13 protein-coding genes are annotated in these 17,067 nt (G+C 71.9%); 4 read left to right on the forward strand and 9 right to left on the reverse strand.

Translation table 11 applies throughout. From position 1 onward, the window contains the following. Positions 1-86: 86 nt before the first annotated feature. The 5 genes from OAW74_RS14805 to purD form a co-directional block, all read right to left on the reverse strand. The gene (locus OAW74_RS14805) at positions 87-1,331 is read right to left on the reverse strand and encodes an MFS transporter (protein ID WP_262875165.1); all 1,245 of its coding nucleotides are present in this window, start codon (positions 1,329-1,331) and stop codon (positions 87-89) included. Then, the gene (locus OAW74_RS14810; RefSeq protein WP_262875166.1) at positions 1,328-1,774 is read right to left on the reverse strand and encodes a flavodoxin family protein; all 447 of its coding nucleotides are present in this window, start codon (positions 1,772-1,774) and stop codon (positions 1,328-1,330) included. The genes OAW74_RS14805 and OAW74_RS14810 overlap by 4 nt, the downstream gene beginning before the upstream one ends. A 9-nt stretch (positions 1,775-1,783) precedes the next feature. Then, the gene (lhgO, locus tag OAW74_RS14815) at positions 1,784-2,995 is read right to left on the reverse strand and encodes an L-2-hydroxyglutarate oxidase (protein ID WP_262875167.1); all 1,212 of its coding nucleotides are present in this window, start codon (positions 2,993-2,995) and stop codon (positions 1,784-1,786) included. Beyond that, a complete protein-coding gene (locus tag OAW74_RS14820; protein ID WP_262875168.1) occupies positions 2,995-4,443 on the reverse strand; it encodes an aldehyde dehydrogenase family protein in 1,449 nt (482 codons plus the stop codon). Before OAW74_RS14820 ends, lhgO begins: the two co-directional genes overlap by 1 nt. 148 nt (positions 4,444-4,591) lie before the next feature. After that, entirely contained in the window at positions 4,592-5,863 is a 1,272-nt protein-coding gene (gene purD, locus OAW74_RS14825; RefSeq protein ID WP_262875169.1) for a phosphoribosylamine--glycine ligase, read from the reverse strand. Positions 5,864-5,905: 42 nt separating this feature from the next. Between purD and OAW74_RS14830 the strand changes: the two genes are divergently transcribed. Next, positions 5,906-6,259, forward strand: a complete 354-nt coding sequence (locus OAW74_RS14830) for a sterol carrier family protein (protein WP_262875170.1) — start codon at positions 5,906-5,908, stop codon at positions 6,257-6,259. A 6-nt stretch (positions 6,260-6,265) separates the two neighbouring features. On the opposite strand, the gene OAW74_RS14835 is transcribed toward OAW74_RS14830, so the two are convergent. From OAW74_RS14835 to OAW74_RS14845, 3 genes are read right to left on the reverse strand one after another with little or no spacing between them, the layout of a single operon-like run. Continuing rightward, positions 6,266-7,042: a heme ABC transporter ATP-binding protein gene (locus tag OAW74_RS14835; protein WP_262875171.1), complete on the reverse strand. Its 777-nt coding sequence runs from the start codon at positions 7,040-7,042 to the stop codon at positions 6,266-6,268. Then, entirely contained in the window at positions 7,039-8,112 is a 1,074-nt protein-coding gene (locus OAW74_RS14840; RefSeq protein WP_262875172.1) for a FecCD family ABC transporter permease, read from the reverse strand. The genes OAW74_RS14835 and OAW74_RS14840 overlap by 4 nt, the downstream gene beginning before the upstream one ends. Next, the gene (locus OAW74_RS14845; RefSeq protein ID WP_262875173.1) at positions 8,109-9,245 is read right to left on the reverse strand and encodes a heme/hemin ABC transporter substrate-binding protein; all 1,137 of its coding nucleotides are present in this window, start codon (positions 9,243-9,245) and stop codon (positions 8,109-8,111) included. The genes OAW74_RS14840 and OAW74_RS14845 overlap by 4 nt, the downstream gene beginning before the upstream one ends. Before the next feature lie 165 nt (positions 9,246-9,410). Between OAW74_RS14845 and OAW74_RS14850 the strand changes: the two genes are divergently transcribed. Together OAW74_RS14850 and OAW74_RS14855 are read left to right on the forward strand one after the other, a co-directional pair. Then, a complete protein-coding gene (locus OAW74_RS14850; RefSeq protein ID WP_262875174.1) occupies positions 9,411-14,708 on the forward strand; it encodes an HtaA domain-containing protein in 5,298 nt (1,765 codons plus the stop codon). A 196-nt stretch (positions 14,709-14,904) separates the two neighbouring features. After that, positions 14,905-15,240 (forward strand): potassium transporter Trk, encoded by a 336-nt coding sequence (locus tag OAW74_RS14855; RefSeq protein ID WP_262875175.1) that lies wholly within the window; start codon positions 14,905-14,907, stop codon positions 15,238-15,240. Between the two features lie 3 nt (positions 15,241-15,243). On the opposite strand, the gene OAW74_RS14860 is transcribed toward OAW74_RS14855, so the two are convergent. Next, on the reverse strand, positions 15,244-15,858 hold the full coding sequence (locus OAW74_RS14860; RefSeq protein WP_262875176.1) for a zinc-binding alcohol dehydrogenase: 615 nt from the start codon (positions 15,856-15,858) through the stop codon (positions 15,244-15,246). Positions 15,859-15,923: 65 nt separating this feature from the next. Here OAW74_RS14860 and purM point away from each other — a divergent pair, with 65 nt between their 5' ends. Beyond that, complete coding sequence (purM, locus tag OAW74_RS14865) at positions 15,924-17,066, forward strand: phosphoribosylformylglycinamidine cyclo-ligase (protein WP_262875177.1); 1,143 nt, start codon at positions 15,924-15,926, stop codon at positions 17,064-17,066. Position 17,067: the final 1 nt, after the last annotated feature.

Consider the following 17,067-nt stretch of genomic DNA (forward strand, 5'->3'; position numbering starts at 1 on the left):
CGCTGCGCTCGCTCAACGCCCGGAACCCCTGGCCCTCGGGCGTTGAGCGAGGAGCGCAGCGACGAGACGAAACGTCGCAACCCGCCTCAGCGGCGGTGGGGCACGAAGCGCGGCACGTAGCGCCAGAACCCCAGCGCCCCCACCAGCCCGATCACCCCGATCACGCCGGTCGCGACCGGCAGCGAAGCCGCCGCGCTCACGCCGGCGATGAGCAGCGGCGCCGCCGCGGCTCCCGCGTCGGTCAGCATCCGCCACGATCCCAGGAACGGCGCCGGGTCGGATGCCGGGGCCACATCGGCGCCGAGGGTCATCAGGATGCCGCTCGACAGGCCGTTGCCGATGCCCACGACGACCGCCGCCGCGACGAACCACGCCATCGCGCTGTCGAGGTCGTGGGTGAAGGCGAGCCCGAAGAAGGCGCCGCCCATCAGCACCATCGACGGCAGGCATGCCCACAGGCGCCCCCACCGGTCCATGATCTGGCCGCTGGAGTAGAACAGCGCGAACTCGAGGGCGCCCGTGATGCCGACGACGAGGGCGATCGTCTGCGCGTCGAGGCCGAGCGAGACGCCCCACAGCGGCAGCAGGTAGACCCGGGCCTGACGCATCGCCGAAAGGGTCGCCGAGGTGATGCCCAGGCGGGCGAGCACGCCGCGGTGCAACCACGCCGTGCGGAACACGCCCTGCTTCGGCGCCGATGCGGCGGCCGGGCGGGCGCCGTGCCCTTCGGCGGCGAGCACCTCTTCTGGATCGCGGCCGACCAGCACGAGGACGATCAGGGCGACCATGCTGCCGACGAAGAACCACGCGACCGAGCGCTCGTCGGGCCAGAGGGCCAGGAACGCCGCCGCCACGAACGGGCCGGTGAGCATGCCCGCCCGGAACGAGCCGCCGAGCACCGACAGCGCGCGGGCGCGATAGGCCAGGGGCACCCGTGTCGTCATGAACGCGTGCCGCGCCAGCCCGAAGGCCGACGCGCACAGGCCGATGCCGAACACCGCGATGCACAGCACAGCCATGTTCGGCGCGAAGATCACCCCGAGCGCGCCGAGCAGAGCCAGCGCTCCCGCGATCGCCATCGTGTGGCGCTCGCCGATGCGGTCGACGAGCCACCCGGCCGGCAGGTTGCCGATCAGGCGCGCCACCACGATCACCGAGGCCACCAGCGCCGCCTGCGGCACGTCGGCGCCCAGCGAGGTCGCGATCACCGGCAGCAGCGGCAGCAGGGCGCCCTCGCCGAGGCCGAACAGGGCGGTCGGGCCGTAGATCATCGGCGCGAAGCGCCACAGCATCCGCCCCGTCGAGACGTCGGCGCCGGCGCCCCGCGTCATGCCGGCACGGCGTCGAAGACGGCGCGCGCCCACTCGACGCCGAGGGCGACGGGGTCGTCGTGCGAGATCTCGTCGTGGGCGCCGAACGGCCCCACCCGCACGGCACCGAGGCGCTCGAGCAGCTCCGAGAACAGGCGCGAGCCGCGGTTGTACTTCTCTTCGTACGACGTGTCGCCCAGGCCGAACATCGCGTAGGTCACCCCGGCGAGGTCGGGGGCGAGGTCTTCGAGGTCGTCGTGGAGGAACTGGGCGAAGCCGGGCAGCTCGCCGCCGCCGTGCGTCGCGCACGAGATCAGGTACAGCGTGCCCGGCTCGAACACGTCGGGCGCGGCATCCGCCATGTTGACGACCTCGATGCCGCGCTCGGGGAAGGCCGTGGCGACCCCGAGGGCGACCGCCTCGGCGCGACCGGACTCGGTGCCGTAGAGCGCGACGATCCTCACGGTGAGAGCCTAGGCGCGCGCCGGAGTCAGGAAGTGCGCGACGATGTGGTCGGCGATCGCCATCGAGCTCGTCGCCGCCGGCGACGGCGCGTTGCGGATGAGGGTGACCGGGCCCACCTGATCGACCGCGAAGTCGTCGAGCAGCTCTCCGCCTCGGCCCCACGCCTGCGCGCGCACACCGGCGGCGCTCTTGTGGGTGAGGTCGCCCATCTTCAGCTCGGGGACGAACCGCCGCGCCTTCTGAAACCAGAGGGGCTTGATGAGCGACCCGCTGATCTCGTCGACCCCCATCCGCCAGTGCTGCTTGGCCAGCGGCCACGCGCCAGGCCAGCGCAGCGACTCCCACGTGTCCTTCACCGACCACTGCAGCCAGTTGTAGCCCTCGCGCGCGAGGGCGGGCACGGCGTTGGGCCCGACGTGCACGTTGTCGTAGACGCCGCGGGTGAAGTGCACCCCGAGGAACGGGAACCGCGGGTCGGGCACGGGATAGATCATGCCGTTCACGAGGTCGGTGCGCTCGGGCGCGAGCTCCCAGTACTCGCCGCGGAACGGCAGGATCTTGGGCGAGGCGTCGGCCCCGATCAGCTTCGCCACGACGTCGGATTGCAGGCCCGCGCACACGATCACGCGGTCGAACAGGTCGTCGGAGACCGGCGTGATCACCCGAACGCGCCCGTTCTCCTGCTGCATCGCGGTCACTTCGTGACCGAGGCGGATGCTGCCGCCCAGGGCCCGCACATCCTGCGCCATCGCCTCGGTGATGCTCGCATAGTCGACCACCGCGGTGTGCGGCGAGTGCACGGCCGCGACGCCGGCGACGTGCGGCTCGATCTCGCGCAGGCGCTCGACGTCGTCGATCCGAACGAGGTCGGGCACGCCGTTGGCGATCGAGCGGCGCTCGATCTCGGCGAGGGCGCCGAGCTCCGATTCGTCGACGGCGACGACGAGCTTGCCGATCTCGCGGTAGGGCAGGCCCTTCTCTTGGCAGAACTCGCGGATCTGCACGCGACCGGCCGCGCAGAGCGTCGCCTTCAGCGAGCCGGGTGCGTAGTACAGGCCCGCGTGCACGACGCCGGAGTTGTGGCCGGTCTGGTGCTGCGAGAGCCGCGCCTCTTTCTCGAAGACGGTGACCTCCACGCCGTCGTCGGCCAGGCGCCGCGCGAGCGCGACGCCGACGATGCCGCCGCCGATGATGCCGGTGCGGGGTGCGCCGGTGGCCATCAGTGCGTCCTCACCGCGGCGGTCTTCACGCGCGTGTAGAAGTGCAGCGCCTCCTGGCCCTGCTCTTTGAAGGCCGAACCCGACTCCTTGAAGCCGCCGAAGGGTTGGTGGATGTCCCAGCCGCTCGTGGGCTGGTTGACCGACACCTGGCCGGTGTCGACGTCGTCGATGAAGCGGAAGGCGGCATCGAGCGAGCGCGTGTAGACGGCGCTCGAGAGGCCGTAGGCCGAGTCGTTGACGGCGGCGATCGCCTCGTCGATCGAGTCGACGACGCGCATGCCGAGCACGGGGCCGAACACCTCTTCGCGCCACAGCGGATTGGCCTCGTCGACGGTCAGCAGCACCGGCTCGACGAATGCTCCGCCCTCGAGCAGCGCCGCATCGACGGTCGCCCTGGCGACGACCTCGGCTCCTGCGGCGATCCCCGCCTCGACCCTCGCGGCGATGTCGCGCTGCTGGGCGCGGCTGACGACGGGGCCGAGGTCGATGCCGTCGTGCGAGCCCGGGCCCACCCGGAGGGCGGCGACGGCATCCGCGATGCGCTGCGTGACCTCTCCGGCGATCGAGCGCTCGACGATGAGGCGGCTGGTCGCGGTGCAGCGCTGGCCGGCCTGCCCGAAGGCGGCGGCCGTGATGACCGGCAGCGCGAGGTCGAGGTCGGCGTCGGCGAGGATGACGGCGGCGTTCTTGCCGCCCATCTCGGTCTGCACGCGCACCCCGCTGCCGGCGAGCAGCCGCTGCAGGTTGAGCCCGACGGCGGTCGAGCCCGTGAACGACACGGCGGCGAAGCGCGGGTCGGTCGTGAGCAGGTCGCCGATCTCGGACCCGCGGCCGGTGACGGTGCCCAGAACGCCGGCGGGAAGCCCCGCGCGGTTCAGGATGTCGGCCAGGCGCAGCGTGATGATCGGCGTCTCGGTCGCCGGCTTGATGACCACGGCGTTGCCCGCGATGAGGGCGGGCGCCATCTTGCGCGCCGGCGTGAGCAGGGGGTCGTTCCACGGCGTCACCAGCAGCACGACGCCCACCGGCTCGCGGCGCTGCATCGCGAAGGTGCCGGGGCGCGCGTCGGGCACGAGTTCGCCGAAGGGCAAGCGCCCGAGGGCGCCGTAGTACTCGAAGAACTCGGCGGTCTTGCCGACCTCGCCGGTCGCCTCGGCGCGGGTCTTGCCCATCTCCGACACGATGACCTCGACCAGGCTCGCGGCCTCTGCGCGGATGAGTGCGGCGGCGTCGAGCAGAACTCGGCCGCGGGCGAGCGGACCGGTCTTCTTCCATCCCGGTGCGGCCTCGACGGCAGCCGAAATGACGGCGTCGACGTCGGCGGCGCCCATCGCCGGCACGTGGCCGATGACGGCGTCGGTGGCGGGGTCGCGCACCTCGATGGGGTCTCCCGCGGCGTCGGCGGTGAACCGCCCGCCCACGAGGTTGGCTTCGACGGTGATGCTCACGGTGGCTCCTTCTCGGCCCGCGCGCCAACGCGCGTCCCGGCCCCCTCCAGCTTCGTCGGCCTGGTCGGGTGCGGGCAATCCGCAGGGGGCACGGATGCTGCAACCGTAGGTTGCCGAGCGCTCAGCCTGTGGAGAGAAGTGCCTGGATTCAGCGCTCGACGACGCCCGCGGCGATGTCGGAGCGGTACTGCGCGCCCTCGAGCTCGACGTGCGTGAGGGCGCGGTAGGCGCGGTCGCGCGCCTCGGCGAAGGTCGTGCCGAGGCCCACGACGTTGAGCACGCGTCCGCCCGTCGCGACGAGTCCGTCGGGGCTCTCTGCGGTCGCGGCGTGGGCGAGGTGCACACCCTCGACGGCGGCCGCGGCATCCAGCCCGCCGATCGTGCGCCCCGTGACCGGGGCCTCGGGGTAGCCCTCGCTCGCGAGCACGACGGTCACCGCGACCGCGTCGGCGAACGCCGGGGTGGCGAAGTCCTCGAGATTGCCGGATGCAGCCGCCAGCAGCAGCGCCGACAGCGGGTCGACCAGACGCGGCAGCACGACCTGGGTCTCGGGGTCGCCGAAGCGGGCGTTGAACTCGATGACCTTGACGCCCTGCTCGGTGAGGATGAGCCCGGCGTAGAGCAGACCGATGAAGGGGGTGCCCTCGGCGTCGAGCCGGCGGATGACGGGCTCGGCGACCGTGGCGGTGACCTCTGCGACGAACTCCTCTTCGCCGCCGAAGCGCTCCAGCAGCCAGGGGAGGGGCGAGTAAGCCCCCATGCCACCCGTGTTGGGGCCCTCGTCGCCGTCGCGCAGGCGCTTGAAGTCCTGCGCGGGGCTCAGCGGCAGCACGTGGTCGCCGTCGCTGAGGAAGAAGAGCGACACCTCGGGCCCGGCGAGGAACTCCTCGACGAGCACGGGGCCGGTGGGCAGGTACTGATCGGCGTGCGCGAGCGCGGCCTCGCGGTCGGGCGTCACGATGACGCCCTTGCCCGCGGCCAGGCCGTCGGCCTTGACCACGTGCGGCGCGCCCAGCTCGTCGAGCGCGGCCTCGACCTCGGCGCGGGTCGCGGCGCGCACGGCACGGCCGGTGGGCACGCCCGCGGCATCCATGATGCGCTTGGCGAACGCCTTCGAGCCCTCGAGCTGCGCGGCGGCTCTGCCGGGGCCGAACACCGGGATGCCGCGGTCGCGCAGGGCGTCGGCGACGCCGGCGACCAAGGGCGCCTCTGGACCGATCACGACGAGGTCGACGGCTTCGGTCTGGGCGAACCCGGTGACCGCCGCGGGGTCGTTCGCGTCGAGCGTGACGACGTCGGCGTCGCGTGCGATGCCGGCGTTGCCGGGGGCGGCGAAGATCGTGTGCTGCTCCTGCTCGGAGCGCAGAGCGAGGATGATGGCGTGCTCGCGCGCGCCCGAGCCGAGGACCAGGATTCTCACCCCGCCAGCCTATCCGCCGGGCTCGACGCGTAGCGTGGGGCCATGCCCCGCAAGATCTCGACCGACGACGGCCGCGCGGCCCTGGCGGCGGTGGCCGCCGCATCCGCCGCCCGCCTCGACCTCGCCACGGCGGTGCGCTACCTGCTGCAGCTGCTCGAAGAGAAGGCCCCAGGCCACACCGTCGAGGTGCGGGTGCCGCCGTTCGGCGCCGTGCAGGTGATCGAGGGTCCGCGGCACACCCGCGGCACGCCGCCGAATGTCATCGAGACCGACCCGCAGACGTGGATCGCGCTCGCGACCGGCGCGGAGCAGTGGCCGGATGCCGTGGGCTCCGGCCGAGTCGTCGCCTCGGGCACGCGCGCCGACCTGTCGCCGCTGCTGCCGCTGCGGCCCTGACGCCCGTCAGCGTCGGGGGACCACGAGGGGCACACCCGTGACCGGATGCGGGAAGACGTCGACCTGCTGCCCGTAGACCTCTTCGATGGCCGCGGCGGTGAGCACCTCGGCGGGTGCGCCGGAGCGAACGACTCTGCCCTTCGACAGCAGGGTCACGCGGTCGGCGTAGGCGAGGGCCGCACCCAGGTCGTGCAGCACGATCGCCACGGCGGCGCCCTCGCGGGCGCGCGAGCGGGCCAGGCGCAGCACGTCCTCCTGGTGCTTGAGGTCGAGGGCCGCGGTGGGCTCGTCGAGCAGGAGCAGGTCGACGCCCTGCGCGAGCACGCGGGCCAGGGCGACGCGCGCCCGCTCTCCGCCCGACAGCGACGACACCGAGCGCGCCGCCAGGCGGGTCACCTCGGTCGCGGTCATCGCGGCGGCGACCGCCGCGTCGTCGTCGGCTTCGGCGGGCGTGCGCGCCCACGGGGCCCTGCCCATGCGCACGACCTGCTCGACGGTGAAGGGGAACGACACCGAGTTCTGCTGCAGCAGCACGGCTCGGCGGCGGGCGAGCTCTCGGGGAGGGATGCTGCGCAACGCCGCCGAATCGAGTTCGACCGTGCCCGACTCGGCTGTCACGTCGCCGGCCAGCACGCCGAACAGCGTCGACTTCCCGGCGCCGTTGGGGCCGACCAGGGCATGCACCTCACCCGCGTGCACCTCGATCGAGGCGTCTTCGAGGATCGCGCGGCCGCCGGCTTCTGGGCGCACCGTGACGCCGGTGGCGACCAGGCGCGCGCTCATGCCCAGCCCCCCGACCGCCGGCGCGTGCGCACGAGCAGCCACAGGAAGAACGGCCCGCCGACGAGCGAGGTGATCATGCCGATCGGCATGTCGGCCAGGGGCACGGCCGTGCGCGCGACGAGGTCGGCGACGGCGATCAGCAGCGCGCCGCCGAAGGCCGACGAGATCACCAGCGGCAGGTGCGCCGGCCCGATCGCCATGCGCAGCAGGTGCGGGATCACGAGCCCCACGAAGGCGATGATGCCCGCGAAGGCGACGGCCGCGCACACCAGCAGCGCGACGGTCACGATCACGACCATGCGCAGCAGCTCCACCCGCACGCCGAGGTGCCGAGCGGTGCGCTCGCCGAGGGCGAAGAGGTCGAGCCGGCGGGCGACGAACAGGGCCACCAGGGTGCCGATCGCGACGAGCGGCGCGACGACGGCGATCTGCGGCCAGAGGGCTCCGTTGAGCGAGCCGAGCTGCCAGAACACGATCTGCTCGCGCGTCGCGGTGGTGCCCAGAAAGGTGAACAGGGCCAGGCCCGCACCGGCGATCGCATTGATCGCGATGCCGGTCAGCAGCAGAGTGACGACCTCGGTGCGACCGCCCGACCGGCTGATGAAATACACCGAGAGCACCGCGACGAGGCCGCCGATGAAGGCGAATGCGGGGGTCGTCCACATGCCGAACGTCGCGAGGCCGAAGGTGAGCGACGCGGCCGCCCCGAACGCCGCACCCGACGAGACGCCCACGACCCCGGCATCCGCGAGCGGGTTGCCGAAGATCGCCTGCATGAGCACGCCCGACACCGCGAGTGCCGCGCCCACGAGCAGGCCCAGCACGATGCGCGGCAGCCGGATGTCGGTGATCACGCCCGCGGCGGTGGAGGCGGCGGGCGCCCACGCGTTGTCGATGCCGATCTCTTTCAGCAGGATGCCGATGACCTCGGTCGGCGACAGCGCGTACTGACCCATGCCCAGCGACAGCACACAGGTCACGACGAGGGCGCACACGAGGCCCACCATCACGAGCGCGAACCGCGAACCGCGATGCCGCACCGGGGTGGGCGTGACCACTTCGCCGGTCATGCGCTGGGCTCGGGCGTCGGCAGCACCGCGGGGTAGTCGGCGGGAGCGTACAGCGCACCGGCGAGGGCGCGGATGATCTCGGCCGTGCGGGGGCCGAAGCTCAGGATCTCGGTGTCGGCCATGTCGATGACCCGGCCGTTCTCGCCGGCGGGGGTCTGCGCGATGGCCGGAATGCGCTCGACGAGCCCGTCCACTCCGTCCACCGACGCCAGGCCGTCGGTCATCATCACGAGCACGTCGGGCTGCGCCGCCACGAGCGCCTCGGCGGTCATCGGCTTCATGCCCTCCCAGCCGATCTCACCGGCGACGTCGACCCCTCCGACCGCGTCGATCAGCGAGTCCGCTCCCGAGTCGGCGCCGAAGATGTAGTAGACGTTGGCGCTCCCTCGCACATAGAGGAACAGCATCCGCGCGCGGTCTTCGACCTCTGTCGGGGTGACCTCGGCGATCTCGGCGACCGCCGCATCGACCTCGTCGTCGAGCTGCGCGATGAGCGCTTCGCCGCGTGAGGCGACGCCCAGGGCGGCGGCGATCTCGGTCACGAGGTCGCCGGTGGTGTCGAGGCGCCGATCGCTCGAGATCACGACGACCGCGACTCCGGCCTCACGCAGCTGTTCGCGCACCTCTTTCGGGCCGATGGTGGTGTCGGTGAGCATGACGGTCGGGGCGACCTCGAGGATCGCCTCGGGGTTGAGCGTGTGGCCGGTCTTGGTGACGACGGGCAGGTCTTCGGTGCCGGTGAAATCGGTCGACGCGTCACGCCCGACGACGTTGTCGCCCAGGCCCAGCGCGAACACGGTCGAGGCGATCGTGCCCGAGATGTCGACCGGCAGGATGCGGCTCACATCGGTGATCTCGACCTCTCGCCCCTCCGCGTCGGTGACGGTCACCGGCAGCGCCGGCGCGGTGTCGTCGGCCACGACGTCGATCGTGTGGTCGGGCAGGCATGCCGTCGACTGGCCGGTCGTCGTGCGCACGTCGTCGACGAGGTCGAGCTCGGTGAGCGCGGCGGATGCTGCCGGGCAGCTGTCGACCGTCGTCTGCTGCGGTTCGCCGGCGGCCGTCGTGCCCGCGCATCCGGCGAGCACGACCGCGATCAGCGCAGCGAAGGGCAGGGCAGAAAAACGGCGCATTAGGAGAGGCTAACCTAAAACTTGACGAAGCCTGAGTGACTCGGATAGCGTCACCCGGGAGTGGCTGTTAGCTAAGCCTAACCAATTTCCCACTCAATTCACCCGAATGCACTGACGCACCGGAACCGTGCGCTCGCGCACGACCGGCTGCCCACGGAGAGATACGTGAACGCCAGCAGCACCAGCACACCTGCGCCCGCGCCCACCCGCCTGAAGGCGGCGATCGCGACGCTGATCAGCTTCCTCCTCGTGATCGCCGGTGCGATCACCGCGACCCCCGCGATGGCCGCAGGGCCCTCGGTCAGCGCGCCCGTCGTGTCGCGCGACGGCGGCGCCGTCACGGTGACCGGCCAAGGGTTCGCGGCGAACACCACCGGCATCTACCTGGGCGTCGGCCCGGCCGGTCTCGCCGGGTTCTACGTCGGCGCCGCGCAGCTGACCGACACCGTGTGGATCGCGGTCGGCAACACCGACGGCACGACCTCGTCGGGCCGCACGGCCCCGCTGGCCGACGACGGATCGTTCACCGTCACCGTCACGGTGCCCGCCTACGTCGATGGCGCCGAGTACGCGCTCTACACCTCCAAGGCGCACGGTGGAGGGTTCAGCGACACCAGCCAGAACACGACGACGGTGCTGTCGTGGCAGGCCGAGCCGGAGCCCGAGCCGACCGAGACGTCGTCGCCGGAGCCGACCGAGACGTCGAGCCCGGAGCCGACCGAGACCTCCTCGCCGGAGCCGACCGAGACGTCGAGCCCGGAGCCGACCGAGACCGCGTCGCCCGAGCCGACCGAGACCACGCCCGCCGCGCCGGAGTCGTCGCTGACCGTCTCGCAGACCGCCGGGCTCGACCCCGCAGGTGCGACCCTCACGATCACCGCCGACGACTACCCCGCGACCGCGACCTCGAAGTACACCGCCGGAAAGGCGGGCTTCTACATCCAGGTCGGCTGGCTGGCCGACAACTGGCGCCCGTCCGAGGGCGCCGCCTCGAGCTCTCGCACGAACGCGTTCAGCACGTGGGTGGCCGACAGTGCCAACACTGCGGCCCCGACGACCTGGGTCGACAACGGCGATGGCACGGCCGACGCCACCTGGACGATCACGGTCGACAAGACGGCGCTCGACGCCAAGAAGCTCGCCGGCGGCACCCTGTCGGTGTTCACCGTCGGCGCCGGAGGCGTCGTCAGCGCCGACAGCGAGCACTCCGTCGCACTCACGTGGGCAGAGCCGACCCTCGAGGTCTCGCAGCAGCAGAACCTCGACCCGAACGGCACCACCCTCACCGTCACCGGCACCGACTACGTCGCTGCGGCCGCGTCGAAGTACACGGCTGGCAAGGCCGGCGTCTACATCCAGGTCGGCTGGCTGACCGAGAACTGGCGTCCATCCGCGGGCGCCGCCTCGAGCGCTCGCTCCAACGCGTACAGCACGTGGGTGGCCGATGCGGCGAACACCGCGGCTCCCACGAAGTGGACCGACAACGGCGACGGCACGGCCGACTTCACCTGGACCGTCACGATCGACAAGGCGACCCTCGAGGCCAAGAAGCTCGAGGGCGCCACCCTCGCCGTCTTCACGGTGGGTGCCGGCGGCGTCATCCAGGCTGCGAACGAGCAGTCGGCCGAGCTGAGCTGGGTCTCGCCGACGCTGACCGTGTCGCAGACCGCAGACCTCGACCCCTATGAGCAGTCGCTCACGATCACGGGCTCCGACTATCTCGCTGCGGCCGCGTCGAAGTACACGGCGGGCAAGGCCGGCGTCTACATCCAAGTCGGCTGGCTGACCGAGAACTGGCGTCCCTCTGCGGGTGCCGCCTCGAGCGCCCGCTCCAACGCCTACAGCACGTGGGTGGCAGACACCGCCAACACCGCGGCCCCCACGAAGTGGACCGACAACGGCGACGGCACGGCCGACTTCACCTGGACCGTCACGATCGACAAGAAGACGCTGCAGGCCAAGAAGCTCGAGGGTGCGACCCTCGCGGTCTTCACGGTGGGTGCCGGCGGCGTCGTGCAGGCGGTCAACGAGCTGTCGGCCGCGATCGACTTCGCCGACACGGCTCGCCTGTCGGTATCGCAGACCGAGGCGCTCTCGCCCGCGGGTGACACCATCACGGTGACCGCCGAGAACTACCCGGCGACCGCGGCCTCGAAGTACACCGGCGGCAAGGCCGGCTTCTACATCCAGGTCGGCTGGCTCGCCGACGCCTGGCGCCCGTCCGAGGGTGCGGCCTCGAGCGCGCGTTCCAACGCGTACAGCACGTGGGTGGCGGATGCTGTCAACACCGCGGCTCCCACGAAGTGGGTCGACAACGGCGACGGCACGGCCGACGCCACCTGGACGATCACGATCGACCGCGCGACCCTCGAGGCGAAGAAGCTCGCCGGCGGCACCCTGTCGGTGTTCACCGTCGGCGCCGGCGGCGTCGTCAGCGCCGCGAGCGAGCAGGCCGTGGCGATCTCGTTCGTCACTCCCGAGCTGACGGTGTCGCAGACCGAGGGTCTCGACCCCGCGTCGGCCGAGATCACCGTGACCGGCACTGGCTTCGAGGCCACCGCCGCCTCGAAGTACACGGCAGGCAAGGCCGGCGTCTACATCCAGGTCGGCTGGCTGACCGACGCCTGGCGCCCCTCCGAGGGCGCGGCCTCCAGCGCCCGCTCCAACGCCTACAGCACGTGGGTGGCGGATGCGGCGAACACCGCGGCCCCCACGAAGTGGGTCGACAACGGCGACGGCACGGCCGACTTCACCTGGACCGTGACGATCGACAAGGCGACCCTCGAGGCCAAGAAGCTCGATGGCTCGACCCTGTCGGTGTTCACGGTCGGCGCCGGCGGCGTCGTGCAGGCGATCAACGAGACCTCGGTCGAGATCTCGTTCGTCGAGCCGAAGCTGACGGTGTCGAAGACCAGCGGGCTCAACCCCGACAGCGCCACGATCACCGTGACCGGCACGGGCTACAGCACCGCAGGCAAGGGCCTCTACGGCCCGACCGCCGGTCAGCCGGCGGGCGTGTACGCGCAGATCGGGTGGCTGGCCGAGACGTGGCAGCCGTCGAAGGGCGCGGCCTCGAGCGCGCGCACGAACGCCTACTCGGCGTGGGTGCAGGGCACGCAGACGGCGTCGCCGTACCTGAAGTGGACCGACAACGGCGACGGCACGGCCGACTTCACGTGGACCGTCACGATCGATGAGGCGACTCTTGCGGCCAAGAAGCTCGAGGGCGGCACCCTGTCGGTGTTCACCGTCGGCGCCGGCGGCGTCGTGCAGGCCGTCAACGAGAAGTCGGTGGCGATCTCGTTCGCCGAGGAGCCCACCACGCCCGAGCCGACGACCCAGGGATCGCTGACGTGGGGCGTGTCGACCTCGTTCGTGAACTACATCACGGGCCCGATCGCGAACGGCACGGCGACCGTGTCGAACGGAGCCACCAAGAGCGCGAACCTGTTCACCTTCGCGCAGGCCGTCGAGGGCACCACGTATGACGCGCAGAAGGGCACCGGTGACGTCGCGTACGCCGGCGCGGTGCGCTTCACCGGTCACGGCGGGGCTCTCGATGTCACGATCGCGAACCCGAAGGTGACCGTCGTCTCGGCGAGCAGGGCCGACCTGTCGGTGACGAGCGGCGGCGCGAGCGTCGTCGTGGCGACCCTCGACCTGAGCAAGGCGACCCGCACGACGGCAGGCGACGCGGTGACCTTCACCGCGGCCCCCGCCACGCTCACGGCCGAGGGCCTCGAGAAGGTGTTCGGCGGCACTGCTCCCACGAGCGGACTGGATGCCGTCACCTTCACCATCGGCGTCGCGAGCGTCATCGTGACCCCGGAGGTGCCCTCCACGCCGACCACTCCGTCGAAGCCGAGCACCCCGTCGACGCCGTCGACCGGTGCCGGAACGAAGACCGAGACGGTGGCCGACGGGTCGCTGCGCTGGGCCATCTCGTCGTCGTTCGTGAACTACGTCACGGGACCCATCGCCAAGGGCGCCATCACGGTGTCGGGCGGGGCGACCCGCTCCGGCGGCCAATTCCAGTTCGGGCAGGCCACGGGCAGCACCTACGACGCGAAGACGGGCCTGGGCACCGTGTCTTATGTCGGCGCCGTGCGCTTCACCGGCCACAGCGGCGTGCTCGACGTCACCGTCGCGAACCCGCAGGTCCGCATCACCTCGGCGACCTCGGCGACGCTGTACGTCACGAGCGGCGGCTCGCAGGTCGCGTTCGCGACGCTGAACCTCGCCCAGGCGGCCAAGACCACCTCCAACGGCGCGGTCACCTACACGGCGGCCCCCGCCTCGCTCACGAGCGCGGGTCTCAGCCAGGTGTTCAGCGGTTACTCGACGAGCCTCAACCCGGTGACCTTCACCATCGGCGCGGCGGCCGCGGCGCCTTCCGGCTCCACCGGAACGGTGGCGGCGGCATCCGCCGATGACGATTCCGACGAGTTGCCGGCCACCCCGCCGGCGACCGAGGGCATCGAGGCCGACGACGAGACGCTGGCCGCGCTGCAGTCGGGCGAGCAGGTCACGATCAGCGTGCCCGGCTTCGAGCCGAACGAGGAGGACATCAAGATCGTCGTCTACTCGACGCCGATCCTGCTCGGCACGGTCACGGCCGATGCCGACGGCGTCGCCACCTGGACCGGCACGCTGCCGGCGACCCTCGAAGACGGCGAGCACACGCTCACCTTCCAGGGGTCGATCGACCGTGGCATCGTGTTCACGCTCGACCGCGCCGGCGCCGCGGCACTGGGTGCCTGCACCGTCGACGACGCGACGCTGAACTGGGGCTTCAAGGAGTCGTTCCGCACCTACATCGAGGGCATCGCCGCCGGTGGCTGGGAGCTCACCGACGTCGCCTACGAGTACCCCGAGTACGTCTGGACCGGCGGCACCGGATCGCTCGACCTCGAGGCCAGCACGGGGCTTGTGACCTACGGCGGCGCGATCGAGTTCACCGGCCACGACGGCGCCCTCGACACGACGCTGTCGGACTTCCGCCTCGAACTGGCCGGCGACACCGGCTACATCGTGGTCGACGTCTCGGGCACGACGCAGGAGGGCGAAGACGTCACCGCCGAAGACGTGCGGTTCGCGCAGTTCGAGCTGGGCGAGCTGACCGTGGCCGACGGTGTGGTCGAGCTGGTCGACCTGCCCTCGACCCTGACCGACGCCGGCGCGGCCGCCTTCGGCACCTACGCCGCCGGCGAGCAGCTCGACCCGGTCTCGGCCGAGATCCCGGTGCCCGCCGACTGCGAGGTCGTCGTCGCCGCTCCCGCCGAAGACGGCGTCGAGGCCGCCCCCGAGCAGACGGATGCCGTCGCCACCTCCGACGAGGGCGCGCCGATCTGGCCCTGGGCCCTGGGCGGACTCGTGCTGGTCGCCGCGGTCGCCGCCGTGGTCGCGGTGAACGTCGCCCGCCGCCGCAAGGCCGCCGGAGCGGAGGAGCACACGGGCGCCTGAGCCCACGGCATCCGCCGCCGCCGCGCGCTGACACCGAAACCCACCTCTCGGTCCGAAACCCTCGGGCTGGGGGTGGGTTTCGGCGTGCACGGCGGGTTTCACCCACGCAGACCAGGGTTTCAGCGGGTACGCGCGGTTTCGGGCGGCGCGTCAGCTCGCGGGCGGGGGCACGGCCCGGCAGTGGGACAATGGACCCATGGCCGATCAGCCGAACTCCCGCCCGCACATCGAGAAGGTATCGGTGCGCCGTGCGCCCAAGCTCTCGGTGTTCCTGCTGCTCGGGGCGGCCGTCGGCGTCGTCGTCGCGATGATCCTGACGTTCGCCTTCGGCGGCGGCGAGGTGGTCACCACGAGCGGCGTCACCTACACGCCGCTGCAGGTGTTCGGCTTCCTCGCGCTGTACTGCGTGCCCATCGGCCTGGCGGTGTTCGGCCTGATCGCCGTCTGGCTCGACCGCCGGGCCGCGCGCCGCGCGCGCGAGGTGCTCGTCGACCACGAGCGCATCCAGGTGACGGACGACCCCGAGGCCTGACCCCTACGCCAGTTCGGCGATGATCGGGTTGATCGCGGTGTCGAAAGCCGCGACGTCGCCGCGCAGTCCGTCGGTCACGGCGATCGTGAGAGCGCCGATCCACCAGACGCCGCGCTGTGTGAGCGGCAGCACCTGCACGTTCAGCTCGAACGAGTGCGCGCGCCGGCCCACCTGCCGCTCGTGCTCGGCGATCGCGCTGGCGTAGGCGCGATACGAGTGCCCGCCCGAGCGCGCCCCGACATCGCGACGGTAGCGATCGTGCGCCGAGCGGGCGAAGGCGATGGATGCCGCCGCGTGCGGCGCCGCAGCGGCCACCAGCTGCTCGCAGCCCTCCGAGGCGACGGCGACGAGGGTGTCGAAGCCGTCGACGAGCATGAGCGGTATCGGAGACGGGTGCGCCTGCGGCTCGACCGTCATCTCCCAATACGAGCGCCACTGGCGCTCGAGCTCGGCCTGCGCATCGTCGTCGCGCAGCTCGGTCGCGGTGGGCACACCGCGCAGGTGCGGCAGTTCGTCTGGGGTGCGGATGCCGAGCACCTGGCGCAGATAGAGGGCGACGAGAACGGGCTCGCCCGCATCCTCGCGAATGAGCCACTCCGGAGAGGCCGCCCCACCCATGCGGCCATTGTAGGGGCGACGCCCCGCACGGGGATCGGGTCGCTCAGGCCCGGTAGGCTGTCAGCGTGGCAGCATCCTCCCGCGACGCCTCGGCGAACCCCTACACGGAGGCCGGCGTCGACACCGCCGCCGGCGACCTGGCCGTCGAACTCATGAAGTCGGCCGTTCGGCGCACCCACGGCCCCGAGGTCCTCGGCGGAGTGGGTGGATTCGCGGGGCTGTTCGACGCCTCCGCCCTGCGTGCCTACGCGCACCCGCTGTTGGCCACCAGCACCGACGGCGTAGGCACCAAGGTCGCCATCGCCCAGGCGATCGACAAGCACGACTCGATCGGGCGCGACCTGGTGGGCATGGTCGTCGACGACATCGTCGTGGTCGGCGCCAAGCCGCTGTTCATGACCGACTACATCGCGTGCGGCAAGGTCTTCCCCGAGCGCATCGCCGACATCGTGCGCGGCATCGCCGACGGCTGCGCCGAGACGGGCACGGCCCTCGTCGGCGGCGAGACGGCGGAGCACCCCGGTCTTCTCGGAATCAACGACTACGACGTCGCGGGGGCGGCGACGGGCGTCGTCGAAGCCGGTCGCGTGCTGGGCGCCGAGCGCGTGCAGACCGGCGACGTCGTGCTGGCCCTGTCCTCGAGCGGCCTGCACTCCAACGGCTACTCGCTCGTGCGCCACATCGTCTCGGGCGCCGGCGTGTCCTACGGCGACAACGCCGCCGACTTCGGCACGACGTGGGGTGAGGCGCTGCTCGAGCCCACGCGCCTCTACACCGCGCCGCTGCTGCGGCTGATCACCGAGCTCGCCGACGGCGACCGCGACGGCGTGCACGCCCTCAGTCACGTGACCGGCGGCGGCATCGCGGCCAACCTCGCCCGCGTGCTGCCCCGAGGCTCGTGGGTCGACGTCGACCGCACGACCTGGTCGCCGCCCCCGGTCTTCCGCGTGCTCGCCGACCTCGGCGGGCTCGCACTCGAGCAGACCGAGGGCACCTGGAACCTCGGCATCGGCTTCCTCGCGGTCGTCGCGGCCGACAAGGCGGATGCTGCCGCATCCGCTCTCGCGCACGACGGCATCGCCGCGTGGCAGGTCGGCGTCGTGAACACGGGCGAGACGCCCGCGGGAGAGTATGAGCAGGGCGCCAAGGGCGTCGACGGCGGCGCGGTGCGCCTGGTCGGCACCTACGCAGACAACGGAGCGAAGTAAC

This window comes from Microbacterium fluvii (assembly GCF_025515205.1).
GTDB lineage: Bacteria > Actinomycetota > Actinomycetes > Actinomycetales > Microbacteriaceae > Microbacterium > Microbacterium fluvii.